Raw genomic sequence first — 25,053 nt, 5'->3', positions numbered from 1 at the left:
CGGGAGCGCGTATCCCGGCCCTTTCTCTTGTCCGGACACGAATTTTCGCCGTCCGGACAGGGCTTCCCTGGCGCTCCGGCGTGACGTGGGGCCTGGTCGGCGCATGATCGACATGCCCTCTACCGACACGCCTCGCGCCAACGCCTGGCGCGAACTGCTCGAGATCCTCCGCACCGTGGGCTTGGCGCTCGCCATCGCCCTGGTCCTGCGGGTCGTGATCTTCCAGCCCTTCACCATCCCCTCGTCCTCGATGGAGCCCGGGTTGGTGACCGGCGACTACATCGTGGTCTCCAAGTCGTCTTACGGTTGGAGCCGGGCTTCGCTTCCGTTCAATCCGCCGCTGTTCAAGGGCCGGTTGCTGGGGCGCGCGGCCCAGCGCGGCGACGTGGTGGTCTTCCGCCTGCCGCGGGATCCCTCCCAGACCTGGATCAAGCGCGTGATCGGCCTGCCCGGCGACCGGATCCGGGTGCGCGAGGGTCAGGTGTTTGTCAACGACGCGGCCATTCCTCAGACGCCCATGGGCATGACCCAGGATCACGACGCGCCGGATCGCGCCGTCCTTCAACTGGGCGAGCGCACGCCGAACGGACGCGCCTACGTCACCTATGACGGCGGTCCCGGCCTGCCGGGCGACGACACCGGCGTATATGTCGTGCCGGCGGGCCAGTACTTCGTGATGGGAGACAATCGCGACAACTCGCTGGATAGCCGCTTTTCGCCGTCGGCGGGCGGCGTCGGCCTGCTGCCGGCCGAGAACCTGGTCGGCCGGGCGAAGTTCGTTCTGGTGTCGTGGCGCCAGGGCGCGTCGCTGTTCAAGCCCTGGACGTGGCTGGACCTGCAGTGGGACCGGCTGCTGAAGCCGATCCGTTAGCGCCCGCTGAATTCCTCGAAGCTCAGATTGCCATCGTGATTGGCGTCGAGGCGTTCAAAGACCGCGTGCGAGGGCGTGGTCGGACGGGCGAGCGAGGGCGCGGCCACCGCGCCGACGAAGAGACCGGCCAGGGCCGCCGCCAGGGCTCGCCACATTAGGCCATGCGTGCGCGGCTTCGCCGTGCGTCCGTCCAGCTCCTGGTCGATGAAGATCCGCACCACCTCGCTGGCCGTGCGGTCCGTCTCGCGGCAGCGGGCCATGAAGGCGGTCTTGGTCTCGTACGGCAGACGAACCTCGAGCACTTCGCTCTTCTTGGGCTTGGCGACTGTCATATGCGGAACCTCGCGTCGTTAGCGCCCTGACTAGCATCTTTCGCGACGCGCAAAAAGAAAGCCCGGCCAAACGACCGGGCTTGAAGTCAATAGGGAGGAAACGCCCAGGAAGGGCAGAGGCGCTCGGCGCCTCACGGATCTCTGATAGCGCTAACACTCCGGATGGCGCAACCTCTTTTCGACGGCCGCGACGGCCTGCCGCATGTGGCCTCGAAAATCATCCGCGAACGGCGGCGCTTTACGGCGACCGCGAGAGGTCATACCAATGTTACCGCTACCGATGTCGCAAGGTCGGAGTGGGGAGAAAACGTCGATGAAGATGCTCGCGCGGCTGGCCGTATTCGGCGCAGCCCTGGCCCTCGCTTTCCCGGTTCATGCCGAGCCGACCAAGTCTCCCCGCTGGGTCGGCGCCTGGGCCAGCGCCCAAATGGCGCCGGACGAGAAGAATCGCCTCGCCGCCGAGGACTATCCGGACGCCACCCTGCGCCAGATCGTGCGCCTGACTCTGGGCGGCGAGACGCTGCGGGTGCGCCTCTCCAATGCCTTCGGGACCGCGCCGCTGACGATCAAGGCCGCCCACGTCGCGGTCTCGTCCGATCTCGCCAGCGCCCGCATCGACCCGGCCACGGACCGCGCCCTGACCTTCTCCGGCCGCGCCGAGGTGACCATTCCCGCCGGCGCCGACTATTGGTCCGACCCGGTGAGCCTGAAGGTCGCGCCGCTGACCAGCCTGGCGATCAGCCTCCACTACGCCGCCGCGCCCAGCGTCCAGACCGGACACCCGGGCTCGCGGGCCACCTCCTACGTCCTGGCCGGCGACCACGTGTCCGCCGCCGATCTTCCCGGCGCCAAGACCGCGGACCGCTGGCTGCAAATCTCCAGCGTCGACATCGTCTCGGCCAAGGCCAAGACGGTCGTGGCGCTGGGCGACAGCATCACCGACGGCTACGGCGTCCAGCCCAACACCAACCTGCGCTGGACCGACGGCCTGATCGAACGCCTGAAGGGCAGGAACATTGGCCTGCTCAATCTCGGCATCGGCGGCAACCGCGTGCTGCTGGACGGCCTGGGGCCCAACGCCCTGGCGCGGTTCGAGCGCGACGTCCTCTCCCAGGCCGGCGTCACCCATGTGGTGCTGCTGGAAGGCGTCAACGATCTGGGAACCCTGACACGCGAGGCGCCCGCCACGCCCGAAGCGCACAAGGCCCTCGTTGAGCAGGTCATCGCCGGCTACCGCCAGATGATCGACCGCGCTCATGGCCGGGGCGTCAAGGTGATCGGCGCGACCATCCTGCCCTATGGCCGTTCGGCCTATTACCATCCCGGACCGGAGAGCGAGGCCGACCGCCAGGCGATCAACGCCTGGATCCGCGCGCCCGGCAACTTCGACGGCGTGATCGACTGGGACAAGGCCCTGCGCGACCCCGCCAACCCGACCCACCTGCTATCCGCCTATGACAATGACGGCCTGCATCCGAACATGGCCGGCTACAAGGCCATGGCGGACGCCGTTCCGCTGAGCCTGTTCGGGAACTAAGCCATGATCGCCGCCGCAGTCCTTCTTCTAGCGTCCCCGGCGCCCGTCATCGCCTTCACCTGGGACGACCTGCCGGCTCACAGCGCCCTGCCGCCCGGCGTCACGCGCGTGCAGGTCGCCGCGGATCTGCTGAAGGCGGCCGCCGACGCCAAGGCCCCCGCCTTCGGGTTCATCAACGGCGTCCAGACCGAGCGCGAGCCGACCTCGACGCCGGTGCTGAAGATGTGGCGCGACGCCGACCAGCCCCTTGGCAACCACACCTGGTCGCACCAGAACCTGAAGGACCTGACGCCCGAACAGTTCGCCGCCGAGGCCGCCCGCAACGAGCCGATGCTGAAGGACCTCATGGCCGCCGAGGACTGGCGCTGGCTGCGCTATCCGTTCCTGTCCGAGGGCGACACGCCCGAGAAGCGCCTGGCCGTCCGCGCCTGGCTGGCGGCCAACCACTACAAGATCGCCAGCGTGACGATGAGCTTCGCCGACTACGCCTTCAACGAGCCCTATGCCCGCTGCATGGCCAAGGGCGACAAGGCCGCCGTGGTCGAGCTGGAGAAGCGCTATCTGGACGCCGCCGCCGCCGTCGCCGACCGGGCGCGGGCGATGAGCAAGACGCTGTACGGCGCGGACATCCCCTATGTGCTGCTGATGCATGGCGGCGCCTTCGACGCGCGCATGGCGCCCCGCCTCTACAAGCTCTACGCCAGAAAGGGCTTCGGCTTCACGACCCTCGCCAAGGCCGAGAGTCATCCGTTCTACCGAACCGACGTCGACCCCGGTCTGCCGCCCGAACCGACCTCGCTGGAGGACGCCCTGAAAGCCAAGGGTCTGCCGGTTCCGCCCGATCCGGTGGATGTGAAGGCGCTCGACGGGATGTGCCGCTAAGCGTTTCAGCCCCGCAACAACTTCCCTGCTGACAATGGCGACGCTCCCGCATAGCGTCCCGCGCCATGATCAAGCCCTCGCTTACGGCGCTCGCGGCCGTCCTCGCCCTCACCACCCCTGCCATGGCGGAAAAACTCACCCCACAGCGCGTCTTCGCCGACCCTAGCCTGAGCGGCCCGACCGCCAAGGGCGTGGCCTTGTCCCCCGACGGCAAGCGCGTCACCTATCTGAAGGGCAAGGCCGAGGCGGCCAATGTCCAGGACCTGTGGGCGGCCGACGTGAAGGGCGGCGAGCCCTATCGCCTGATCGACTCGGCGGCGCTGTCGTCCGGGGCCAAGGAACTTTCGGAGGCCGAGAAGGCCCGTCGCGAACGCGCCCGCGTCTCGGCCCGCGGCATTGTCGAGTACAGCTGGGACAAGCAGGGCCGCTTCATCCTGGTGCCGCTGGACGGCGACCTCTATCTGGACAGCATCGCCGACGGCAAGGTCACCCGCCTGACCGAAACCCCGGGCGACGAGGTCGACGCCAAGGTCTCGCCCAAGGGCGGCTATGTCAGCTATGTCCGCGACCAGAACCTCTACATCAAGCCGGTGAGCGGCGGCCCCGAGAAGGCCCTGACCACCGAGGGCAAGGACGCCCTGTCGTTCGGCGTCGCCGAGTTCATCGCCCAGGAAGAACTTTCCCGCGCCACCGGCTACTGGTGGAGCCCGGACGAGGCTCGCATCGTCTATGCCCGCGTCGACGAGAACGGCGTCGACATCGTGCCGCGCGCCGACATCGGCCCGACCGGCGCCACGGTGGTCAACCAGCGCTATCCGCGCGCCGGCCGGCCCAACGCCGTGGTCGACCTGTTCGTCCGCGACCTGGCCTCGGGCAAGGTCGTGCAACTGGACCTAGGCGCCAACAAGGACATCTATGTCGCCCGCGTCGCCTGGGCCCAGGACGGCAAGACCGTCTATGTCCAGCGCCTGTCGCGCGACCAGAAGACCCTGGACCTGATCGCCTTCGACCCGGCCACCGGCGCGGGCAAGACCATCCTGACCGAGACCGACCCGCACTTCATCGAGCTGCTCGACAACTTCAAGGCGCTGAAGGACGGCACCTTCCTGTGGGGCTCGGAGCGGGACGGCGCCAGCCACCTCTACCGCTACGCCGCCGACGGCAAGCTCATCGCCCAGATCACCAAGGGCGACTGGCCGGTCGACAGGCTGGAAGGCGTCGACGAGACCCGTCAGGTCGCCATCTTCGGCGCCTCGATGGACAGCCCGCTGGAGCGCCGCATCTATGAGGTAAGCTACGCCAAGCCCGGCAAGCCCAAGGCTCTGACCTCGGGCGGCGGCTGGTGGTCGGCCAAGGTCGCCGACGCGGGCGGCGCCTTCGCGGGCTCCTACAGCGACCCCAAGACCCCGCCCCAGACCGCGCTCTATTCGGCCGACGGCAAGCGGGTCCGCTGGATCGAGGAAAACAAGCTGGCCGAGGGCCACGCCTACTGGCCCTACGCCTCGACCCTGCCGGTTCCGGAATACGGCTCACTGAAGGCCGCCGACGGCGCGGCGCTGTATTACGAGATCCTCAAGCCCATCGGCTTCGATCCGGCCAAGAAGTACCCGGCCATCGTCTCGGTCTATGGCGGCCCGCATGCCCAGCGCGTCACCAAGAGCTGGCATAGCCCGAGCGAGCGCACCTATCTCGAAGCCGGCTACGTGGTCTTCAAGCTGGACAACCGCGGCAGCGGCAACCGTTCGGCGGCCTTCAAGCGCGCCCTCGACCGCAACCTCGGCACGGTGGAGGTCGACGACCAGTTGCAGGGGGCCAAGTTCCTGCAAAGCCTGCCCTATGTCGACGCCGACAAGCTGGGCGTGATGGGCTGGTCATACGGCGGCTTCATGACCCTGATGCTGCTGACGGCCGACAACACCCCGTTCAAGGCCGGCGCGGCTGGCGCCCCGCCGACCGAATGGAGCCTCTACGATACGGCCTATACCGAGCGCTACATGGGGACGCCCGCCGACAACAAGGCCGGCTACGCCTATTCGGACATCAATACCCGCCTGGACAAGCTGAAGCCCGGCAGCCTGCTGCTGCTGCACGGCATGGCCGACGACAACGTGATCTTCGAGAACAGCACCCGCGTCATCGCGGCCCTGCAGAGGAAGGCCATCCCGTTCGAGATGGCGCTCTATCCCGGCGAGCGCCACAGCGCGCCCGGCAGCAAGACCAAGGGCCTCAGCGTGCTGAACACGCACCTGGAGTTCTTCGACCGCAAGCTGAAGGGCCAGTAGCCCCTTCCGCGCCCCGCTCGCATCCAAGGACTCCTTGGTCGAGCGGGGCCGCGACGGAATGCGCCACCCCGACGCCACTTTGTCGCGGACCTGAACCGCGAACCACTCTCTAGACTCCGCCAGTATTGATCCTGGAGGAGCGGGCCATGGCGAAGACCACCGACGAAGCCATCGAGCAGCTGATCGCGACCGTAAAGGAAGCGCTGGAGGACGGCCGCGCCTCCGCCTCGGAGCTCGAGGAATGGCTGCTGGCGGCGATCATGCTGGAAGAGATGGCGCTGGAAGAACAGCGCGACGAACGCGACAACCGCACGTTCTCCAGCTGGATGCTGGCCAGTACGACGCTGCACTAGGCCGCTCCGACATTACGCCGAATTCACGCATCGCAGGCTAGTCGCGCTACAAACGTAGCGCTACACATGTAGCGGACACCGGATAGCGGAAGCCGCCATGATCGAATCCCTGCCCCGACGCGAACGCGAGGTCTTCGAGACCCTCTGTCGCCTGGAGACCGGCGCCGTCGCCAACGTGCGTAGCGCCCTGTCCGACCCGATCAGCGACTCGGCCATCCGCACCATGCTCTCGCGCCTGGAGGCCAAGGGCCTGGTCGAGCGCGAGGCCGGTCCCGACGGCTTCGTCTACCGCCCCGCCCCGCGCCCCGAGGCCGTCGCCGCCAGCGCGCTGAAGCGGGTCATCGACACCTTCTTCGCCGGCTCGGCCGCCAGCGCCGCCACCGCCCTGCTTGGCCTTGGCCAGCGCCTGACCACCGAGGAAGCCGCCGCCCTGGAGCGGGTCATCGACAAGGCCGTGGAACGGCCGCTGGAGGATCGGTCGTGACCTGGACGCTTCTCCTGTCGCTGCTGGTCAAGTCCAGCGTCGTCGCTGGCGCGGGCCTGGCCTGCGCCCGCTTCCTGGCCCAGCGACCGATCGACCGCGTGGATATCCTGCGCGCCACGGTCGGCCTGCTGTTGGCCATTCCCGTGATCATGAACGTTTTGCCGGCCCTGGACCTGGCCCTGCTGCCGCCGATCGCGCCCTACGTCCCGGTGGAAGGCGCGAGCATGGCCGCCGACGCCGCTTCGGCTCCCGTCGCCCCATCCTGGCCGCCCTCGGCCCAGATGGTCGGCGGCCTGTGGCTGCTGGGCGTGGCGGCCGTGGTCGGCCAGTTGCTGCTGGGCCTGCTGACCCTCGACCGCTGGACCCGTCAGGGCCGTCCGGTCGAACAGCGGGACTGGCTGCTGCCCCTGGAAGAGCTTTCGCCGGAAGAAGACCGTCCGCGCCTGATCGCAAGCGAGCGCGTCGCCAGCCCGCTCAGCTGGGGCGTCGCGCCGGGCTTCATCGTCGTCGACCCGGCCAGCCTGGACGAGCGGCAGGCCGCCCGCGCCATCCTGGCCCACGAACTGGCCCACCTGCGTCGCCAGGACTGGATCTTCCTGATCCTGTCGCGCCTTGCCCTGGCGGTGTTCTGGTTCAATCCCCTGGTCTGGCGCCTGCACGCCGTGCTGGCTGAGCGCTCGGAAGAGACCGCCGACGCCGTCGCGCTCGAGACCGTCGATCGCACCCTCTACGCCCGGACGCTGGTGCGCCTGGCGTCTCACCCCACCGCCCGCCTGATGAGCCCGCGTCCCGCAACCGCGATGGCCGCCAGCGCCCGCACGCTGAAGACAAGGATCGCCCACATCATGACCCACACCGCTTCACGTCGCCGGCCCGTGACCGTCGCCCTCAGCGTCGTCGCCCTGGCCGCCGTCGCCACGCCCCTGGCCGCCCTGGGCCTGACGCACCAGGCCTGGGAGGCCCCGCCGCCGCCGCCCGCTCCCCCGGCGGCGCCCGCGCCGATGGCCGCGCCCCCGGCTCCCCCCGCTGCACCAGTCAGCGGGCCCGCCGCGCCGGCCCCGCCGGCGCCCCCTGCCCCGCCGCCCGAACCGCCCGCCTACAAGTCCGGCTACGTCTACAGCTACTTCCGCGAGGCGACGCCCGCCGAGCGCATGGCCGCCGACCAGGCGCGCGCGGAAGCCCAGCAGGCCCGCATCGAGGCTGACCAGGCTCGCATCGAAGCCGACCTGGCGCGCCGCCAGGCCGACCAGCAACGGATCCACGCCGACGAAACCCGCCGCCTGGCGGACGACGCCCGAGCCCAGGCCGACCTCGCCCGCCAGGCGGCCGAAGGCGCGCGCCGAGGCGCCGAACAGGCTCGCCTCGCCGGCGAGCAGGCGCGGATCATCGGCGAGCGCGCTCGCGAGCAGGCCATGCGCCAGGTCGCCAACGCTCGCATCCACATGGCTACTGGCGCGGTGCAGATGCGGCGCGGCGCTCAGCAGATGCGCGAGGAAGCCGTCCGCCTGCGCGACCCGGCCTATCGCGCCAAGCAGATCGCCGAGAACCGCGAACGCGGCGGCGTCGTCACCGACGCCGAACTGCGCGACCTGGCCGAAACCCTGCCGGACAAGGCCAAGGACATGGAGCGTCGGGCCGACGAGCTGGAAGCCCGGTCGCGCAAGCCGAGCTGAGATCCCAAATCCGAGGCGACGACGGCGCTTGACTTCCGTAGTGAAAGAAAACGAACCTCTTTCGCATGACGCTCTATACCGATCTGATCGCCGCCGTCGCCGCCACCGAGTCCGGCTTTTCCGCCTTCGTCACCGACGACTGGAAGCAGGGCCGCACCACCTATGGCGGCCTTTCGGCGGCGCTCTGCGTCGAGGCCGCCCAGCGCACCTTTCCGGAGGCGCCGCCCCTGCGCTCGGCCCAGTTCGCCTTCGTCGGCCCCGCGTCTGGCGAACTGGCCATCCAGGTCAGGCCGCTGCGTCAGGGCAAGTCGACCCTGTTCGTCGCGGTCGACCTGGTCGGCGAACAGGGCGTGGCCACCCACGGGGTCCTGACCTTCGGCGCGGCGCGGGTCTCGACGCTGTCCTACAGCGAGGTCCCCGCCCCTGACGTCGTGCCGCCCGAGGCCTGCGAATCCTTCTTCCCGGAAAGCCGCCAAGGCGCGCCGCACTTCTCGGCCCAGTTCGAGGTGCGGAAGGCGGGCGGCACGCGACCGCTGGCCGGTGGGGACCCCGAATACCTGCTGTGGATCCGTCACCGCGACCCGGCGGCCCGCTCGCTGTCGGCCCTCATCGCCCTGGCCGACATGCCGCCGCCCCCGGCCATGGCCCTGTTCACCCAGTTCGCCCCGATCTCGACCATGACCTGGGCGATGGACGTGGTCGGCCTGCCCGCTGAGGAGGATGACGGCTGGCGCCTGCTGCGCACGCGCGCCGAGACCGTTGGCGAAGGCTATTCCACCCAGGAGATGCACCTGTGGGACCGGAATGGTCACCCACTGGTCCTGGCGCGCCAGAACGTGGCGGTCTTCGCCTGATCGCGCGCGAACGGGCCGCGAGGCCCTTGGCGATCGTGGATTTTTGACCTCATCCTCCGCACCGGCCCGCGCTCGAGGCGCGGCCGTTCGGGGGACACGCTTCATGACCAAGTTCGCCTTTCTGGCTGGCGCCGCCGCCGTCGCCTTCCTGACCGGGAGCGCCTCGGCGCAGACCGCCGAACAGGCGACCAAGGCCTATCTGGCGGTCATCAAGGACAAGAACCCCGTCCTGCACGCGGTGATCGCCACCAACCCCAACGCCCTGGCCGAGGCCAAGGCCCTGGACGCCGAGCGCAAGGCCGGCAAGGTCCGCTCGCCCCTGCACGGCGTCCCGATCCTGCTGAAGGACAATATCGAGAGCGCCGATCCACTGCCGACGACCGCCGGCTCTCTGGCGTTGAAGGACAACGTCACCGGCCGCGACGCGCCCATCGCCAAACGTCTGCGCGACGCCGGCCTGGTCATGCTGGGCAAGGCCAACCTGTCGGAATGGGCCAACATCCGCTCCAGCAAGTCGATCAGCGGCTGGAGCGCGGTCGGCGGCACGGTGCGCAACCCCTACGTCCTGGACCGCAGCGCCTGCGGCTCGTCCAGCGGCTCGGGCGCGGCGGTGGCGGCGGGCCTCGCCCCGATGGCCATCGGCACCGAGACCGACGGCTCGATCACCTGCCCGGCGGCGATCAACGGCCTGGTGGGGCTGAAGCCGACCGTGGGCCTGGTCTCGCGCACCCATATCGTGCCGATCAGCCACAGCCAGGACACCGCCGGCCCGATGACCACCACGGTCGAGGACGCCGCCAAGGTGTTGACCATCATCGCCGGCAGCGACCCCGCCGACGTTGCCACCAAGGACGCCGACGCCCGCAAGACCGACTATGCGGCCGATCTCTCCAAGGACGCGCTGAAGGGCGTCAAGCTGGCCGTGGCGCGGTTCTACACCGGCTATTCGCCCAAGACCGACGCGGTGTTCGAGCAGGCGCTGAAGGATCTTCAGGCCCAGGGCGCCACCCTGATCGACGTCAAGGCGTTCGATGAAGGCCCGATCGGCAAGGCCGAGGGCGTGGTGCTCTACACCGAGCTGAAGGCCGACATGGCCGCCTATCTGGGATCGACCGCCCCCAAGAAGGTCCCCAGCCGTACGCTGGCCGACCTGATCGCCTTCAACAAGGCGACCCCGAAAGAGCTTGAGTGGTTCGGCCAGGAGAGCTTCGAGAAGGCCGAGAAGACCAAGGGCCTGACCGATCCCGACTATCTGAAGGCCTTGGCGGACTCGAAGCGTCTGGCCGGCCCGGAAGGCGTCGATCGAATTTTGAAGGACACCGGCGCGGTGGCGATCATCGCCCCGACCACCGGCCCGGCGTGGACCATCGATCCGCTGAACGGCGACAACTACGGCGGCTCGTCGACCACCCTGCCCGCCGTGGCCGGCTATCCGCACCTGACCGTGCCGATGGGCGCCGTGAACGGCCTGCCGGTCGGCCTGTCGTTCATCGGTCCGGCCTGGAGCGAGAAGCTGCTGCTGAACCTGGGCTACGCCTATGAGCAGGCGACGCACCACCGCAAGGCGCCGACCTTCATCAAGACGATCGCGCCTTAAAGCCTACGGGACCTTCGGTCGGACCACCTCGATCGACGGCGGCGGCGGCGTGACCTCGTGCCGGTTCGGGGCCGAGGGCGGTGGCGGGCCGGACGGCGGGTCGTATGGCGCGTACGGACGCCCGTCCGCGCAGGCCGCCACGGTCAGCGCGGCCAGGATCAGCAGGGCCGCGGGCCTCAGCATCGACGCCCGCCGGCGCTGGGCGGACCGAACAGGCCCGTGCCCGACCGGAAGCAGTAGTTCTCGTAGCGCGGATCCCAGACGTCGGTCCGGCCGTCAGCGCGGGTGAACTGGTAACGCTCGCCGCGATCGTCGCGGCCGCTGAGGGTGACCTGGCCCGGACGGTCGGAGGTCACGCCGTAGGACTCGCCGGTCAGGCCGTCGACCGCGCAGGACGACACCAGGCCCGGGCGGCTGAGATCGCCCGACAGGCCTGCGGCCGATCCGGTTTGGGCGTTATAGGCGGCCACATCCGTGCCGCCGCCCCGCGTCCCGCCGACGAACACCTGGGTCCCCGTGGCGCTGTCGTAGGTCATGATGTCCGGCGCCTGGCCGGTGATCGGCGCGCCGCAAATGTCGCGACGCTTGGGCGCGTAGCCCTGTGGAGGGCCTTGAGGGGCGGCATAGGTCGGCGCGTAGCCGCCGCCCTGCTGGGCAAAGGCCGGGGTCGAGATCAGGGCCGAGGCCGCGACGGCGGCGGCGACCAGGCCATGGACCAGCTTGCTCATTTGGGGGCTCCCCCTTTTTGCGGCGGCGCGCCGGCCAGGCCGGTGGCGGCCGCGTCATTGGCCAAGTCGCCGGGACCGGCGCTGACGGCCAGCGGCGCGGGGCCGATGGATTGGGCCGGCCAGTAGGCGTCGTAGTCCAGGCGGGCCCGGTCGCGCTGGGTGCGATAGAGCTCCGGCGCCTCGAACCACGGGCGGCAGGTCAGCTCGCCGTCGAAGAAGCCGCTGACCAGCGCCTTGCACCCCTCGGGGCGGGCGTAGATACGGTTGTCGACCGCGCGGATCTGGCCGCCGGCGTCGGCATAGATGCCCGAGCGCATGACGCCGACGATCTTGTTGTTGGCGGCGTAGACGATCCCCGAAGCGACGTAGAGGCCGACATCGGTCGCCTCCAGCTCGCCCTCGTTCAGGCGCAGATTGGCGTTCTCGACCGTCACGGCCCAGTCGCTGTCGCGCACCACGGGGCGCAGCAGGGTCGTCTCGTCGCCGCCCCCGATATAGACGCCGCGCGAGAAGCCATCGACATACAGGCGGTCGATCGTCACCAGTTGCTGGCGGTTCATGCCGCTGAGCACGAAGCCGGCCGAGTTGCGGGTGCGCGACGAGCCGGTCCAGTCGCCGAGGCGGACAATGCGGATGTCTCTTAGGCGGCTGTCGCCCGAGGTCTCGAAGGCCCCACCGATGGCGGCGGCGGCGATCTCGACGTCCTGGGCCATGATCGTGCCGGTGGCCTTGACCACGGCGGAGCGCGTGCGGCCGATGAAGGCCACGCCGGCCAGTTCGATGCGGCTGTCGCCCACGTCGAAGGCCGAGGCGTCGCCGTCATAGCGGACCGTGACGTTCTTCAGGGCGATCTCGGTGGCGCGGCCGGTGATGCACGAGGAAGAACCCGCGCGCGAGGCCTCGATGCCCAGGCCTTCCAGCACGACATATTGCACGCCCGGCTGGATGCGGATGCAGGGCAGGCCGGCTGGAGCCACCAGGATCGGACGGTCCAGGCTGGGTGAGTAGTTCCGGACGACAATGGTGATCGACTGGGTGATGTTCAGCGAGTCGACGCAGGCCCCGCCATTGGTCGAGGTCAGGGTCAGGGTATCGCCGTCATAGAGCCGCGCCAGGGTCTGCGAGACCTGGCCGGGATAGGCGTAGTCGCAGTTGATCTCGCGCGGCGCGTAGCCGCCATAGCCGGGACCATAGCCGCCGCCCGCCACGCAGCGGCCACGCGAGCGGTAATAGCCGCGGGCGCAGGGACGCGGCTTGGCGTAGCGCACCTTGCAGCCCTGCGAGAGGTTCGGCTGGATCAGCAGGCCGAAGCACGGCCGGATCTGCTGATCGATCTTGGCGTCCGGCGAGGCGATCGCGATCTCGGGCGCGGCGGCCGCGACGCCGAGGATCAAGGCGGCCCAAAGCGCCAGCAGGCGGCTGAGGCTGCGCATCTAGAAGTCCCTTTCGCTGTACGGACGGCCGCGATCGGCCGCGGGCCGGGGCGGACGCGAGACCTGGGCCAGCAGCTGCTGCAGCCGATAGGCCGACGGCTTGAAACCCGAGAGGGCTCCGTCGATCTGGTAGACCACCGCCTTGGCGCGATCCTGGTCGGCCACGCCCTGCAGGCCCAGGGAGAAGAAGGTCGACATGGCGTACTTGGCCTCGGCCGAGCCCTGGCGCTCGGCTTCCTCGTACCAGTGATAGGCTCGGGCGTAGTCGCGCGGGACGCCGACGCCCTCTGAGTACATCACCGCCAGCACCAGCTGGGCCTTGGACGAGCCGTTGACCGCGGCGTACTGGATCGCCCGCACCTTTTCGATCGAGGACAGGCGGCCGTTGGCGGGTCGGCCCAGCATCGATTCCAGTGTCTGGGCGTCGTTGACGCTAAGCAGCTTCTCGTCGAGCACCGCCGAGGGGATGACCCGCAGGTACGCCAGGGCCTCGGCCACATGGACGAAGGGCAATTCGTTGATCCGGCTCAGCGCCGCCTCGCGCGCCTCGCCCGACAGGTCGGACTCGTCGGAGTGCGGCACGCCCGAGTCGGGCGACTCCGGCGGATAGAACTCGTAGGGCGGGATCCAGCGCTTGGCCTTGGTCTCGACGAACGAACCGTACGAGGCGCGCTGGGGCGAGCTGCGCTCGAAGTCCTTGAGCATGACATAGGCCGACACGTCGCCGGTCTGCACCGCCAGGTAGTTGTAGAGATAGGCGTCGACGTCGTTGCGGCGGAACAGGTCCAGCGCAGCCGGCGCGCCCGGCTGGCTGGGCTTGCCGTAGGCCTGGATGGCCTGGAGGTTGTCGGACGGCTCGCCGAACGGACCGAAATAGGCGTCGTGGATCCGCGCCAGGGTGCGGAATCCGTCGGCGCCCTGGGCCGACAGCACATAGATCACCCGGTTGCGGACCTTCTCGCGCTCTTCGGTCGACATGCGCGACAGCAGGCGATCGAGGGCGAAATAGGCGCTGCGGCGCTCGAAGGCGCGGCAGTCGTCGAAGCGCGACACGGCCTTCGATTCGGAGCCCCGACGCTCATAGGACGAGATTGGCGCGTACCCGCCGGCGTTGGACAGGGCCATGGCGTACCAGACGGCCGCCTCGACCGGATCCTCGAGGTTCTTGTCGACCGCGCGCTGCGCTTCGTAGCGGCGGGCCAGCTCCAGTTGGGCGAAGAAGTCGCCGCGGAAGCCGCCCTGGCGGAGGGCGCGAATCTCTTGCTGCTGCTGGTTGAACTGGCCGGATACGCCCTGGGCCGCCTGCGGTCGCGGACACGCGCTGGCGCGCTTGTGAAACCAGAAGCTGGGGCCCGTGTCGCAGCCCACCAGGGGGATCACCACCGCAGCCACGATCGCGCCCACCGGGGCGCGACGCAGCAGGGGGGAGCGGCTGGCGAACGCGCGCTCGGCCGCTCCACGGAGCATCCGAAGGCGCGCAAATGCGTCGCCGGCCTCGCGCATGAATCCCCCTTCAGCCCAGCCCGTTAACCATAAAACAACGATCTCTCATGTGCCCGGGAGTGATGACTGTCAAGCTCAGCTCAACCCATCCAGCAATGAAGACTTTGTCACGACAGTCCGGGTTCGCCCGGCAGGCGAATTTCCCGGATTTCGCGCGACTTCACCGCGCACTGAACATCTTCCCAAGCATCGAAAAGCCGACAGCTAACCTCGTCAGCTGTCGGCTTCAGTGTATCGACGGAAGACGAAGATTCGACGAAATCAGCGCCCGGTCGGCATGTCCTTGAACGGCACATCCTTGTCGACGCGCACATCGCCGGGCAGGCCCAGCACCCGTTCGGCGATGATGTTCTTCAGAATCTCATCGGTGCCGCCGGCGATGCGCAGGCCCGGCGCCCACATCAGACTCTGCTGGAACGCCGCCTCGGCCGGGGCTTGGTCGGGATCGACGAGGATGCCGTACTGGTCCTCCATCTCGACGGCGGTGTTGGCCATCTCCTGCAACTGGTTGGCCGAGATGATCTTGCCGATCGAGCTTTCCGGTCCCGGCGTCTGGCCGCGCGACAGGGCGGTCATGGTCCGGAAGCGGGTGAACTTCAGCCCCTCGGACTGCACGTACCAGTCGGCCAGCTTCTCGCGGAACGCCTGGTCCTTGATCGCCGGACCGGTGGGGCCGGCGAGATCCTGGGCCAGCTTCATGACCTCGCGATAGTTCGGACCGGCCGAGCCGCCGACCGCCAGGCGCTCGTTCATCAGGGTGACGAGGGCCACCTTCCAGCCGTCGCCGACCTCGCCCAGGCGCTGGCTGTCCTTGACGCGCAGGTCGGTGAAATAGACCTCGTTGAACTCGCGCCCGCCCGACATCTGGTGGATCGGCCGGCACTCGACGGCGGCGTCCTTCATGTCGATCCAGAACATGGTCAGGCCCTTGTGCTTGGGCACATCGGGGTCGGTCCGGGTGAGCAGGATGCCGTAGTCGCAATAGTGGGCGCCTGTCGTCCAGACCTTCTGACCGTTGATCACCCACTCGTCGCCGTCCTTGACGGCGCGGGTGCGCAGGGCCGCCACGTCGGAGCCGCCCGCCGGCTCGGAGAACAGCTGGCACCAGATCTCCTCGCCCTTCACGGCGGGCGAGACGAAGCGTTTCTTGGTCTCGCTGTCAGCGAAGGCCATGACCGTGGGCACGCACATGCCCAGGCCGATGGTGAAGTAGCCATAGCCCAGGCCCGCTCTGCCCTCTTCCTGGCCGAAGATCACCGACTGGATCGGCGTGCCGCCGCCCCCGCCGATGGCCGCGGGCCAGGTGATGCAGGCATAGCCGGCGGCGGCCTTGGTGGCCTGCCAGTCCTTGGCCGCGGCCATGTGCTCGGGCGTGTTGGGCTTGAGTTCGCCGAACTTGGCGCGATGCGCGGCGGCGTTCTCGGCCAGCCAGGCGCGGGCCTTCTCGCGGTAGGCGGCTTCCTCGGGGGAATCGTTGAAATCCATAGTCGTTTCCTCGCCTTACGCCGCGTTTTTCTTTTCCAGCTCGCTCACCAGCCGCTCCTTCCAGAGCTTCGGCGCGCCGGCCACCAGGCTGAGCTGCCGCGATCGACGGTAATAGAGGTGGCAGTCGACGTCCCAGGTGAAGCCCATGCCGCCATGGACCTGGATGTTCTCCTTGCTGGCGAACCAGAAGGCTTCCGAGGCGGCGATGCGGGCGGCCGAGGCCGCGATCGGCAGCTCGGGCGCGTCGTCGTTCAGGGCCCAGGCGCCGTAATAGGCGTTGGAGCGGGCGACCTCGTTCTTGACGTACATGTCGGCCAGCTTGTGCTTGATGGCCTGGTAGCCGGCGATCACGCGACCGAAGGCGTAGCGGCCCAGGGCGTACTCCTTGGCCATCTCAAGACACCGGTCGGCGCCGCCCAGCTGTTCGAAGGCCAGCAGCACGGCGGCGCGATCGAGGATCGCCTGGACGATGTCGAAGCCGGCTCCGGCCTCCCCCACCCGCTCGGCGACCGCGCCGTCGAAGACGATCTTGGCCACGCCCCGCGTGGGATCGAGGCTCTTCAGGGTCTCGCGCTTCACGCCCGCCTGCTTCAGGTCGACCAAGTAGAGGCCGGGACGGCCGCCGTCACTGGCCAGGACCAGCGCGGTGTCGGCGACGTCGCCGTCGGTGACCGGGATCTTGGTCCCCGAGAGCTTGCCGCCCTCGACCCGGCACTGCAGTGTGTTCGGGCCCACGACGCCCGGGCCTTCCGAGGTCGCCAGGCAGCCGATCACCTCGCCGGCGGCGATGCGCGGCAGGATCGCGGCCTTCTGGCCGTCCGTGCCGTGGGCCATGATCCCTTCGGCCAGGATGTAGACGGTGGAGGCGAACGGGATCGGCGCGACGGCGCGGCCCAACTCCTCGGCGATGGCGCACAGCTCGATACGCCCCAGGCCCAGCCCTCCGTGCTCTTCGGGGATAGAGGCGCCCAGCCAGCCCTGCTCGGCGACGCCCTTCCAGAGTTTCTCGTCGAACGAACGGTCGGCGTTGTCCAGCACGCCGCGCACGACGGCGACGTCGCAATGGCCGGCGAGGAACTTGCGCGCCTCGTCCTTCAGGAACTTCTGGTCGTCGGAATAGTCGAAATCCACTGGAGCCTCCCTGGACCGCGCTCTTCGGCGGGTCGCGGGAGTCACACTGAACGACGTTCACGCGAAGGGAAAGATTGACCCGGCGTCAAGAATTTCAGGTTCTTATGCGCGCCTGTCAGCGCATTCGGACGTTACTCAACGGCATGGCCAAGACCGTCTTCCAGAAGAACCAGAGGGTATGGGTCGAGAGCGTCGGCTGCTGGGCCACGGTCGACAGGATCGTGCCCATCTGGGCCAAGGGCTTCGACGAGCCCGTGCGGGTCACCTACGACGTCGGGCTGAACCGCGAGTTCCAGGCCCACGAGCTGAAGGCCGAGGACAAGGTCGATGCGCAGGATGGCGGCCTCGACTCCAATTGGCGAGTGCTGCGGGCCCGCAACAAGTGGCAGCAGGAGGGCGACTGCGCCCACCATCCCTATCCGGGCACCTATCCGGTCGTGGTCACCGACGCTCAGGACTGGGGCGGCTGGCGCACGCCGGGCGCGGAGTACGACCGCGACCCGCACAAGATGGAATACCAAGCCCGGCTGATCGCCAGCGCCCCGCGCCTGCGCGCCATCGCCCGGGAACTGCTGACCCTGGTGGCCGACAGTCCCGAGGACGCGCCGCCGGCCCTGACGGGCCTGGCCCACAAGATCGCGGCGATCGAGCGCTACCTGCAGGAAGCGCCCGCCGCCGGACCGAGCTCGGACTAGTTAGAAGCGCCGGCCGAAGCCGACCGAGAACACCAGCGGGTCAAGCTTGACCTTGGACTTCAGCGCGCCGCCATTGATCTTGGCGTCGGTGTCGAACCAGATCTTCTTGACGTCCAGGTTCAGGCTGTAGGCGGCGTTGATCGGGATGTCCGCGCCAGCCTGCAGGGCGTAGCCGAAGCCGTCGTCCAGATCGACCGTGAAGCCGTTCTTGTCCTTGCCGCTGTAGAACAGCATGTAGTTCAGGCCCGCGCCGACATAGGGGCTGAAGCGCGCGCCCGGCAGCGGGTGATACTGCAGCGAGACGACAGGCGGCAGGACCCAGGTCTTGTGGACGGCGACATCCGTGCCCGGCCCGACAGCCTTGACCGTGTGCTGGGTGGTGCCGGCGATCACCTCGACGGCCAGCTTGTCGGTCAGGAAGTAGCTGAGACCGATCGTCGGCTTGATATCGTCCTTGACGTCCGCCTTCAGGCCGGTGGCGGCGCCGGCGGCGGTCAGGATCGGATCGCCCGCATCCGGCGCGACGTCGGTCACCCGGACGTTCAGGACGATGTCGCCCTTGGCCTTGGGCGTCACGGGCTCGGCGGCGAAAGCCGGCGCGGCGCTCAGGCCGGCGGCCACGGTCAGGGCCAGGAAGAGTTTGGTGGTCATCGGTATCCCCTTTACGACCTCGTTGTGTCGAAAGGGGTTTGCGCCTGTGTCGGGTCGGTTTCGTTGACGCGGCTCAAGAAAAGACCACAAAAAACCTGCGGTTATTACGTAGTCGCGTCCGGCCTCGCCTTGAAGTTTCCCTGCTTCCAGGCCAGCCACAGCACGATAATCGCCACCAGCGTGCCGACGACCATGGCCGGCAGCGAAGCTTCGGGGCCGAAGGCGCCGCCGCTCAGAAATTCCGGCGCGCCGGGCTTGGGCTTGCTGACCAGCCAGCTCTCGGTGACGGGGATGCCCGACACAGACGCGCCCCACACCCAGCCCTGGGTGAAGTTCCAGGCCGCGTGAACGCCGACCGACATCCACAGACGTCCGGTCAACAGGTAGAAGCCGGCCAGCATCAGCCCCGCCTCGACGGCAATGGCCGCGGCGGCGACCGGCGTGGCGTTGGGATTGGCCAGGTGCAACGCCCCGAACAGGGCCGCCTGCACGATCAGCGCCGGCCAGATCCCGAAGGCGCGCATGAGGAGACGCAGGAGAATGGCGCGCATGATCAGCTCCTCCATGAAGCCGGACTCGATGGCCATGGCGACGGTCGCCCAGGCCGTGGCCGCGCGCGGACCACTGATGTCGTAGACGCCCAGCAGGTAGAGCCCGCCCACGGCCGCGCTCAGCATCAGCGCTCCGATCACTAGGCCGATGGCCAGCTCGACCGGCATCCGGCGCAGGTCCAGCTCCTCAGGCCATCGCCCCTCGGCCAGCCTGACCACGCCCGCGTAGAGGCCAAAACCCGCGCAGCAGATCGCCAGCACCTCCAGCACTTCGAGGAGATGACCGCCCTTCTTGAACATCGGGTTGGCCACCATCTGGGCGCCCGCATAGACGATGCTGAACAGCACGAAGAGCAGGACCATCCAGCCCAGCGCCCGCAGCCAACGCAGCGGTCCCGGGTGCAGGAACCGCTTGCGCCCGACTTCCAGCCCCGCCTGATCGCCCGTGATTTCGCTCGTCATCGCCAAGCCCCTCCCGCCTAAGCTCAAGCCGGCACTGACCATTAATTTGGGCTTGGCCGTCAAGGTCCTCTCGCGGAGGTCGCCCGGTACGACTAAGTTGGACGGATGCGCACCGACACGCCCCAAGCCGTCCGTCTGGCGGACTATCGTCCGTTCCCGTTCACCATCGAGACGACCCGACTGGTCTTCGACCTGCATCCGTCGCAGACCCGGGTGAAGGCCGAACTCGCGGTGCGCCGGACCGGCGCGAAGGACGAGCCGCTGGTGCTGAACGGCGAGCGGCTGAAGCTGGTGTCGGTGGCCGTGGACGGCGAAGGCCTAAGCGCCAACCAGTATGTCGTCGACGCCGAGCGCCTGACGATTCCGGACCTGCCCGACCAGTTCGTCCTGACCACCGAGGTCGAGATCGATCCCTCGGCCAACAAGGCCCTGATGGGTCTCTACATGTCGGGTGGCCGCTTCTGCACCCAGTGCGAGGCCGAGGGCTTCCGCACGATCACCTACTTCCCCGACCGCCCCGACGTGCTGAGCCGCTACAGCGTGCGCATCGAGGCCGGTCGCGAGTTCACGCACCTGCTGAGCAACGGCAACCTGGTTGGTTCCGGCGCGCTGGAGGACAATCGGTTCTTCGCCGAGTGGGAGGACCCCTTCCCCAAGCCCTGCTACCTGTTCGCTCTGGTGGCCGGTCACCTGGATGTGCTCGCCGACAAGTTCCTCACCATGAGCGGTCGCGAAGTGGCGCTGCGGGTGTTCGTCGATCCCGGCCAGGCCTCGCGCGCGGCCTACGCCCTGGACAGCCTCAAGCGGGCGATGAAATGGGACGAGGAGGCCTTCGGCCGCGAGTACGACCTGGATCTGTTCATGATCGTCGCCGTCCGCGACTTCAACTTCGGGGCCATGGAGAACAAGGGGCTGAACATCTTCAACAGCTCCCTGCTCCTGGCCGATCCGGAGACAGCGACGGACCTGGACTACGAGCGCATCGAGGCGGTCGTGGCCCACGAGTACTTCCACAACTGGACGGGCAACCGCATCACCTGCCGCGACTGGTTCCAGCTGTGCCTGAAGGAGGGCTTCACGGTCTTCCGCGACCAGAGCTTCAGCGCCGATCAGCGCGGCGCGACGGTGCAGCGGATCAAGGACGTCCGGGCCCTGCGCGCGCGCCAGTTCGCCGAGGACGCCGGTCCCCTCGCCCATCCGGTGCGGCCGTCCAGCTACATGAAGATCGACAACTTCTACACCGCGACGATCTACGAGAAGGGTTCGGAGATCATCCGCATGCTCAAGACCATCCTGGGCGCCGAGGCGTTCCGGAAAGGCAGCGACCTCTACTTCGAGCGCCACGACGGCCAGGCGACCACGGTCGAGGCCTTCATCGAGTGCTTCGCCGAGGCGTCGGGCCGCGACCTTTCGGACTTCTTCGGCTGGTACGAACAGGCCGGCACCCCGGCGGTGACGATCGAGACCGCCTATGACGCCGACGCCCAGGCCGTGACCCTGACGCTGACCCAGTCGACCGCCCCCACACCGGGCCAGCCGGACAAGAAGCCCCTGCCGATCCCGATCGCGATCGGCCTGCTGTCGGAGACCGGCGCGGTGCTGCGCGACACCGAGGTGGTGCTGCTGGACCGAAACACCCTGACGGTTCGCTGGGACAACGTCGCCAGCGAGCCCGTGCTGTCGGCCCTCCGCGGCTTCTCGGCGCCGGTGAACCTGTCGACCGATGCGCGACCGGCCGAGCGTTATGTGCTGTTCGGTTCGGACCCTGACCTGTTCAACCGCTGGGAGGCCGGCCAGACCCTGGCCCGCGACCTGATCCTGGCCCGCGCCGCCGGAGCGCCCGACGAGGTCGGCGAGGAGCGCTACGCCGACGCCCTTGGCCGGGCTTTGGTCGACGACGCCGCCGAGCCGGCCTTCAAGGCCCTTCTGCTGGCCCTGCCGTCCGAGCCCGACCTGGCCCTGATGTCCGAGCCGGCCGACCCGCCGGCCCTGCACGAGGCTCGCAACGCCCTGCGCACCCGCGTCGCCGTCCATCTGGGCGACCTGCTGCGCCGCCTGCATGGCGAGATGCAAAGCGACGCCGAGTTCTCGGCCAGCGCCGAAGCCGCCGGCCGCCGCGCCCTGCGCAACGCCTGCGCCGAGGTGCTGTGCTCGGATCCTCACGCCGACAACCTGGAGCGCCTGACCGCCCACTTCAACACCGGCCGCAACATGACCGACGCGATGGGCGGCCTCTTTCCCCTGGTCACCATCGGCGGCCCGGCCCGCGACCTGGCCCTCAGCAAGTTCCATCGCGCCTGGCGGAACGAGCCGCTGGTGCTGGACAAATGGTTCGCCGTCCAAGGCCGCGACCCGAACGAGGACGCCCTGGACCGGGTGATCGCCCTGACGAAGCATGAGGATTTCGAGCCGACCAACCCCAACCGCCTGAGGGCCCTGGTCTCGACCTTCGCCAACTTCAATCCGGCGCGTTTCCACGACCCCAGCGGCGCGGGCTACCGCTTCCTGGCCGATCAGATCCTGGCGGTGGACGGCTTTAACCCGATGACGGCCGCGCGTCTGGTCGAGCCCCTGGGCAACTGGCGGCGCTACAAACCCGAACTGGGCAAGCTTATGCGCGAGCAGCTGGAGCGGGTCGCGGCCCACCCGGACCTGTCCAAGAACGTGCTGGAGCTGGCGACCAAGGCGCTTGGCTGACGCTGCTTTTCGGGATTCGTTCGGCCTTGAGTTGCGACCAATAGGCTCACACTTGCCGAATCCGCCTTTCCGGCGGTGACGGAGCGGTTTGCGGTACGGTAGATTCACCATCTCGGCGAAGTGACTCGCCCCGAGGTCTGTCGCTGACAGCCCTCGGATTTGGGATTGGAGCGCGCCCTGGCGCGCTCCGGGGATCGACGGGAGCCGCGCGGTTTGGACACGGGCTTAGCGAGACACGGGGGGACGGCGTCCGCCGGACCGACCGCGCCCGCGGCCGTGCGCGCCAAGTCCGTCCAGGCCCCGTCGCAAGGGTTCATCCGCGTCGCCATCCTGGCGGCCCTGCTGCTGCTGGCCGTCTACACCGCCTTCGGCGTCAAGCGCCTGCAGCAGGAGGCCTCGGCCCAGCCGGGCGGCGCGCCGCTGTCGGCCAAGGCTGGGCTGATCGCCGGGCGCGTCGAGGCCAACCTCGCCGCCCAGCGCGCCGGTCTGTCGGCGGCCGCCGATATGCTCAAGCGCGATCCGGGCGCGACCATGGACGCCGCCGAGACCGCTCTGCGCGCCGCCGGCGGCGAGGCCGCGGCCGTCGCCGTGGTCAGCCCCTCCGGCGTCGTCTCGGTCGCCGGCCGAGACGACGGCGCCAACTGGAAGGGCGCGGCCCAGGCCGCCGCCGCCTCGGGCCGCACCACCTGGACCGGGTCGGTCGGCGAGACCGGCCGACTCTACGTCGCCACCACCGCCCCCCTCGACAAGACCCGGGCCTTCGTCATCGCCAGCGGCGACGCCACGCGCCTGATCGACGAGCCCGAAAAGGGCGACAGCGGGGCCCTGGCCCTGCCCAGCGGCGCGCTGATCGCCGCCCGGGGCCGCGCCGCTCAGGGCGCCGCCACCATCCGCGAGGCCTTCGCCCTGTCGCCCGAGGATGTCGTCGGCGGTCCCGTCGCCCTGCGCGGCCAGGCCGCCGATGGCGCGGCGCTGGACATCGCGGTGCGCCCGGTGGCGGAGGGCGCCTTGCTGGTTCTGGCCGCCGCCCCGACCCACAGCGTCGCCAATGTCGACCGGCAGGTCATGGAAGGCGCGATCAACCTGCTGGCCCCACTGGCCGTCGGCATCGCGCTCGCGCTGCTGCTGATGATCCAGAGCCGCAAGGCCGAGGTCGCCCACCGCGAGTTCATCGACAGCGAGCAGCGCTTCCGTCTGGCCGTCGAAGCCGCCCGCTGCGGCATCTGGGAATGGGACCTCAACGCCGACCAGGTCTTTCTGTCCGACGTCACCGGCGCGATGTTCGGCTGGGGCGGCGGCGGCGTCGTCTCCGGCCAGGACCTGCTGGAGCGGATCTCGATCGACCACCGTGAGCGCGTGCGCCAGGCCCTGGCCAACGCCGCCATGTACGGCGCCTTCGACGTCTCGTTCCGCGTGCCGGCCACTGAGCATGGCGCGCGCTCGCTGTGGATCGACGCCCGCGGCCAGGGCTTCGGCAAACCCGGCGCGGACGGCTATGTCCGGATCATCGGCGTCGCCCTGGACGTCACCGAGGAGCGCCTGGCCCAGGCCCGCGCCCAGGCCGCCGAGAACCGGCTGCGCGACGCCATCGAAAGCGTGTCGGAAGCCTTCGTCCTGTGGGATCGCCAAGGACGGCTGCTGATGTGCAACCGCAACTACCGCAGTGTCTTCTCGCTCGAACCCAAGCTGCTCAAGCCCGGCGCCGCCCGCGCCGAGGTCAACCGCTTCGCGGCCCTGGCCATCAAGCAGGACCACCCCGCACCGGACGGCGCCCGAGGCGTGCGCGAGGCCGAGATGATGGACGGCCGCTGGATCCAGATCAGCGAGCGCCGCACGGCCGAAGGCGGCCTGGTCATGACCGCCGCCGACATCACGGCGATCAAGACCCAGGAAGAAGCCCGCCGCCTGAACGAAGAGCAGCTGCAGAACGCCATCACCGGCCTGGAGCGCAGCCAGGAACAGCTGGCCGAGCTGGCCCGCAAGTACGAGACCGAGAAGGTCAAGGCCGAGAGCGCCAACAAGGCCAAGAGCGAATTTCTGGCCAACATGTCCCACGAGCTGCGGACGCCGCTGAACGCCATCAACGGCTTCTCGGAGATCATGATGAACGAGATGTTCGGCCCCCTGGGCGACGCTCGCTACAAGGGCTACAGCCAGGACATCCACTCGTCGGGCCAGCACCTTTTGGCGTTGATCAACGACATCCTCGACATGTCGAAGATCGAGGCCGGCAAGATGAACCTCAAGTTCGAGCCGATGCACCTGGAGGACGTGACCGAGGACGCCGTGCGCCTGGTCCGCAACCGCGCCGAGGCGGCCGGCCTGAAGCTCAATGTCGCGTTCCCGCACCTGCCGGAGATCGAGGCCGACTATCGCGCCGTCAAGCAGGTGCTGCTGAACCTGCTGTCGAACGCCATCAAGTTCACGCCGCGCGCCGGCAGCGTCACGGTCAGCGCTGAGCTCCGCCGCGATCCGTTCGGCGACAAGGTCAAGGTGTCGGTCATCGACACCGGCATCGGCATCGCCAAGGAAGACTTGGCGCGCCTGGCCAAGCCGTTCGAACAGGTCGAGAGCCAATTCTCCAAGACCACGCAGGGCACGGGCCTGGGCTTGGCCCTGACCAAGTCGCTGATCACCATGCACGACGGCCTGTTGGAGATGCACTCCCAGCCCGGCGAAGGCACCACGGTCAGCTTCACCCTGCCCGTCCGTCAGAGCGAGCATAAATCCGCCCGCGATTTCGTGGCGGCCTAGCCTCCCGCCTCCCCCTTACGTAGCTGAAATCGCCGCCCCACCCTCCTGAAGAGGTTCGGGCTATTGTCATAGCCTGGGATGGCAGATATTGCGACGCA

Annotated in this window: 20 protein-coding genes and 1 pseudogene; 12 read left to right on the top strand and 9 right to left on the bottom strand. The window is 68.8% G+C overall.

Annotated elements, in window-relative coordinates; all coding sequences use genetic code 11:
• The first annotated feature begins 103 nt into the window (after positions 1–103).
• On the top strand, positions 104–871 hold the full coding sequence (gene lepB, locus EIK80_RS07780; protein WP_125156386.1) for a signal peptidase I: 768 nt from the start codon (positions 104–106) through the stop codon (positions 869–871).
• Here the strand turns inward: lepB and EIK80_RS07775 are convergent.
• A complete protein-coding gene (locus tag EIK80_RS07775; RefSeq protein WP_125156385.1) occupies positions 868–1,203 on the bottom strand; it encodes a hypothetical protein in 336 nt (111 codons plus the stop codon). The genes lepB and EIK80_RS07775 overlap by 4 nt on opposite strands.
• Before the next feature lie 313 nt (positions 1,204–1,516).
• Here EIK80_RS07775 and EIK80_RS07770 point away from each other — a divergent pair, with 313 nt between their 5' ends.
• From EIK80_RS07770 to EIK80_RS07735, 8 genes and pseudogenes are all read left to right on the top strand, one after another.
• Positions 1,517–2,740: an SGNH/GDSL hydrolase family protein gene (locus EIK80_RS07770; protein WP_125156384.1), complete on the top strand. Its 1,224-nt coding sequence runs from the start codon at positions 1,517–1,519 to the stop codon at positions 2,738–2,740.
• A gap of 3 nt (positions 2,741–2,743) precedes the next feature.
• Positions 2,744–3,622, top strand: coding sequence for a polysaccharide deacetylase family protein (locus EIK80_RS07765; protein ID WP_125156383.1), 879 nt, complete (start codon positions 2,744–2,746; stop codon positions 3,620–3,622).
• A gap of 65 nt (positions 3,623–3,687) precedes the next feature.
• Positions 3,688–5,904 (top strand): S9 family peptidase, encoded by a 2,217-nt coding sequence (locus EIK80_RS07760; RefSeq protein WP_125156382.1) that lies wholly within the window; start codon positions 3,688–3,690, stop codon positions 5,902–5,904.
• A 146-nt stretch (positions 5,905–6,050) separates the two neighbouring features.
• A complete protein-coding gene (locus EIK80_RS07755; protein ID WP_125156381.1) occupies positions 6,051–6,257 on the top strand; it encodes a hypothetical protein in 207 nt (68 codons plus the stop codon).
• A 97-nt stretch (positions 6,258–6,354) separates the two neighbouring features.
• Positions 6,355–6,741 (top strand): BlaI/MecI/CopY family transcriptional regulator, encoded by a 387-nt coding sequence (locus EIK80_RS07750; protein WP_125156380.1) that lies wholly within the window; start codon positions 6,355–6,357, stop codon positions 6,739–6,741.
• The gene (locus tag EIK80_RS07745; protein ID WP_125156379.1) at positions 6,738–8,414 is read left to right on the top strand and encodes a M56 family metallopeptidase; all 1,677 of its coding nucleotides are present in this window, start codon (positions 6,738–6,740) and stop codon (positions 8,412–8,414) included. The genes EIK80_RS07750 and EIK80_RS07745 overlap by 4 nt, the downstream gene beginning before the upstream one ends.
• Before the next feature lie 65 nt (positions 8,415–8,479).
• The gene (locus tag EIK80_RS07740; RefSeq protein ID WP_125156378.1) at positions 8,480–9,268 is read left to right on the top strand and encodes a thioesterase family protein; all 789 of its coding nucleotides are present in this window, start codon (positions 8,480–8,482) and stop codon (positions 9,266–9,268) included.
• A 39-nt stretch (positions 9,269–9,307) separates the two neighbouring features.
• Positions 9,308–10,865 (top strand): annotated as a pseudogene (locus EIK80_RS07735) (amidase).
• A 3-nt stretch (positions 10,866–10,868) separates the two neighbouring features.
• On the opposite strand, the gene EIK80_RS07730 reads toward EIK80_RS07735, so the two are convergent.
• The 6 genes from EIK80_RS07730 to EIK80_RS07705 all read right to left on the bottom strand — a co-directional run bounded on the left by EIK80_RS07730 (position 10,869) and on the right by EIK80_RS07705 (position 17,145).
• Positions 10,869–11,048: a hypothetical protein gene (locus tag EIK80_RS07730; protein WP_125156376.1), complete on the bottom strand. Its 180-nt coding sequence runs from the start codon at positions 11,046–11,048 to the stop codon at positions 10,869–10,871.
• Complete coding sequence (locus EIK80_RS07725; protein ID WP_125156375.1) at positions 11,042–11,593, bottom strand: hypothetical protein; 552 nt, start codon at positions 11,591–11,593, stop codon at positions 11,042–11,044. Before EIK80_RS07725 ends, EIK80_RS07730 begins: the two co-directional genes overlap by 7 nt.
• On the bottom strand, positions 11,590–13,026 hold the full coding sequence (locus tag EIK80_RS07720; protein WP_125156374.1) for a hypothetical protein: 1,437 nt from the start codon (positions 13,024–13,026) through the stop codon (positions 11,590–11,592). The genes EIK80_RS07725 and EIK80_RS07720 overlap by 4 nt, the downstream gene beginning before the upstream one ends.
• On the bottom strand, positions 13,027–14,529 hold the full coding sequence (locus EIK80_RS07715; RefSeq protein WP_233586484.1) for a tetratricopeptide repeat protein: 1,503 nt from the start codon (positions 14,527–14,529) through the stop codon (positions 13,027–13,029).
• 261 nt (positions 14,530–14,790) lie between these two features.
• A complete protein-coding gene (locus tag EIK80_RS07710) occupies positions 14,791–16,014 on the bottom strand; it encodes an acyl-CoA dehydrogenase family protein (RefSeq protein WP_125156372.1) in 1,224 nt (407 codons plus the stop codon).
• Positions 16,015–16,029: 15 nt separating this feature from the next.
• The gene (locus EIK80_RS07705) at positions 16,030–17,145 is read right to left on the bottom strand and encodes an acyl-CoA dehydrogenase family protein (protein ID WP_125156371.1); all 1,116 of its coding nucleotides are present in this window, start codon (positions 17,143–17,145) and stop codon (positions 16,030–16,032) included.
• Positions 17,146–17,288: 143 nt separating this feature from the next.
• Between EIK80_RS07705 and EIK80_RS07700 the strand changes: the two genes are divergently transcribed.
• Positions 17,289–17,840: a hypothetical protein gene (locus EIK80_RS07700; RefSeq protein WP_125156370.1), complete on the top strand. Its 552-nt coding sequence runs from the start codon at positions 17,289–17,291 to the stop codon at positions 17,838–17,840.
• On the opposite strand, the gene EIK80_RS07695 is transcribed toward EIK80_RS07700, so the two are convergent.
• Both EIK80_RS07695 and EIK80_RS07690 read right to left on the bottom strand, forming a co-directional pair.
• Positions 17,841–18,491, bottom strand: coding sequence for an OmpW family protein (locus EIK80_RS07695; RefSeq protein ID WP_125156369.1), 651 nt, complete (start codon positions 18,489–18,491; stop codon positions 17,841–17,843).
• A gap of 104 nt (positions 18,492–18,595) precedes the next feature.
• On the bottom strand, positions 18,596–19,504 hold the full coding sequence (locus tag EIK80_RS07690) for a CPBP family intramembrane glutamic endopeptidase (protein ID WP_125156368.1): 909 nt from the start codon (positions 19,502–19,504) through the stop codon (positions 18,596–18,598).
• A gap of 105 nt (positions 19,505–19,609) precedes the next feature.
• On the opposite strand from EIK80_RS07690, the gene pepN reads away from it, so the two are divergent.
• Positions 19,610–22,201, top strand: a complete 2,592-nt coding sequence (gene pepN / locus EIK80_RS07685; RefSeq protein WP_125156367.1) for an aminopeptidase N — start codon at positions 19,610–19,612, stop codon at positions 22,199–22,201.
• Positions 22,202–22,414: 213 nt separating this feature from the next.
• The gene (locus EIK80_RS07680) at positions 22,415–24,955 is read left to right on the top strand and encodes a PAS domain-containing sensor histidine kinase (RefSeq protein ID WP_125156366.1); all 2,541 of its coding nucleotides are present in this window, start codon (positions 22,415–22,417) and stop codon (positions 24,953–24,955) included.
• Positions 24,956–25,053: the final 98 nt, after the last annotated feature.

Source organism: Caulobacter sp. 602-1, assembly GCF_003931565.1.
GTDB lineage: Bacteria > Pseudomonadota > Alphaproteobacteria > Caulobacterales > Caulobacteraceae > Caulobacter.
The sequence above is the reverse complement of the archived record's forward strand: the minus strand, read 5'-3'. Positions and strand labels throughout refer to the sequence as shown.

Excerpts from the sequence above, each read along its gene's own strand:
- EIK80_RS07740 (WP_125156378.1), top strand. The coding sequence starts at position 8,480 with ATGACGCTCTATACCGATCTGATCGCCGCCGTCGCCGCCACCGAGTCC.
- EIK80_RS07750 (WP_125156380.1), top strand. The coding sequence starts at position 6,355 with ATGATCGAATCCCTGCCCCGACGCGAACGCGAGGTCTTCGAGACCCTC.
- EIK80_RS07695 (WP_125156369.1), bottom strand. The coding sequence starts at position 18,491 with ATGACCACCAAACTCTTCCTGGCCCTGACCGTGGCCGCCGGCCTGAGC.
- EIK80_RS07770 (WP_125156384.1), top strand. The coding sequence starts at position 1,517 with ATGAAGATGCTCGCGCGGCTGGCCGTATTCGGCGCAGCCCTGGCCCTC.
- EIK80_RS07715 (WP_233586484.1), bottom strand. The coding sequence starts at position 14,529 with ATGCGCGAGGCCGGCGACGCATTTGCGCGCCTTCGGATGCTCCGTGGA.
- EIK80_RS07765 (WP_125156383.1), top strand. The coding sequence starts at position 2,744 with ATGATCGCCGCCGCAGTCCTTCTTCTAGCGTCCCCGGCGCCCGTCATC.
- EIK80_RS07760 (WP_125156382.1), top strand. The coding sequence starts at position 3,688 with ATGATCAAGCCCTCGCTTACGGCGCTCGCGGCCGTCCTCGCCCTCACC.
- EIK80_RS07690 (WP_125156368.1), bottom strand. The coding sequence starts at position 19,504 with ATGACGAGCGAAATCACGGGCGATCAGGCGGGGCTGGAAGTCGGGCGC.
- EIK80_RS07730 (WP_125156376.1), bottom strand. The coding sequence starts at position 11,048 with ATGCTGAGGCCCGCGGCCCTGCTGATCCTGGCCGCGCTGACCGTGGCG.
- EIK80_RS07720 (WP_125156374.1), bottom strand. The coding sequence starts at position 13,026 with ATGCGCAGCCTCAGCCGCCTGCTGGCGCTTTGGGCCGCCTTGATCCTC.
- EIK80_RS07710 (WP_125156372.1), bottom strand. The coding sequence starts at position 16,014 with ATGGATTTCAACGATTCCCCCGAGGAAGCCGCCTACCGCGAGAAGGCC.
- pepN (WP_125156367.1), top strand. The coding sequence starts at position 19,610 with ATGCGCACCGACACGCCCCAAGCCGTCCGTCTGGCGGACTATCGTCCG.
- EIK80_RS07775 (WP_125156385.1), bottom strand. The coding sequence starts at position 1,203 with ATGACAGTCGCCAAGCCCAAGAAGAGCGAAGTGCTCGAGGTTCGTCTG.
- EIK80_RS07725 (WP_125156375.1), bottom strand. The coding sequence starts at position 11,593 with ATGAGCAAGCTGGTCCATGGCCTGGTCGCCGCCGCCGTCGCGGCCTCG.
- EIK80_RS07700 (WP_125156370.1), top strand. The coding sequence starts at position 17,289 with ATGGCCAAGACCGTCTTCCAGAAGAACCAGAGGGTATGGGTCGAGAGC.
- EIK80_RS07755 (WP_125156381.1), top strand. The coding sequence starts at position 6,051 with ATGGCGAAGACCACCGACGAAGCCATCGAGCAGCTGATCGCGACCGTA.
- lepB (WP_125156386.1), top strand. The coding sequence starts at position 104 with ATGATCGACATGCCCTCTACCGACACGCCTCGCGCCAACGCCTGGCGC.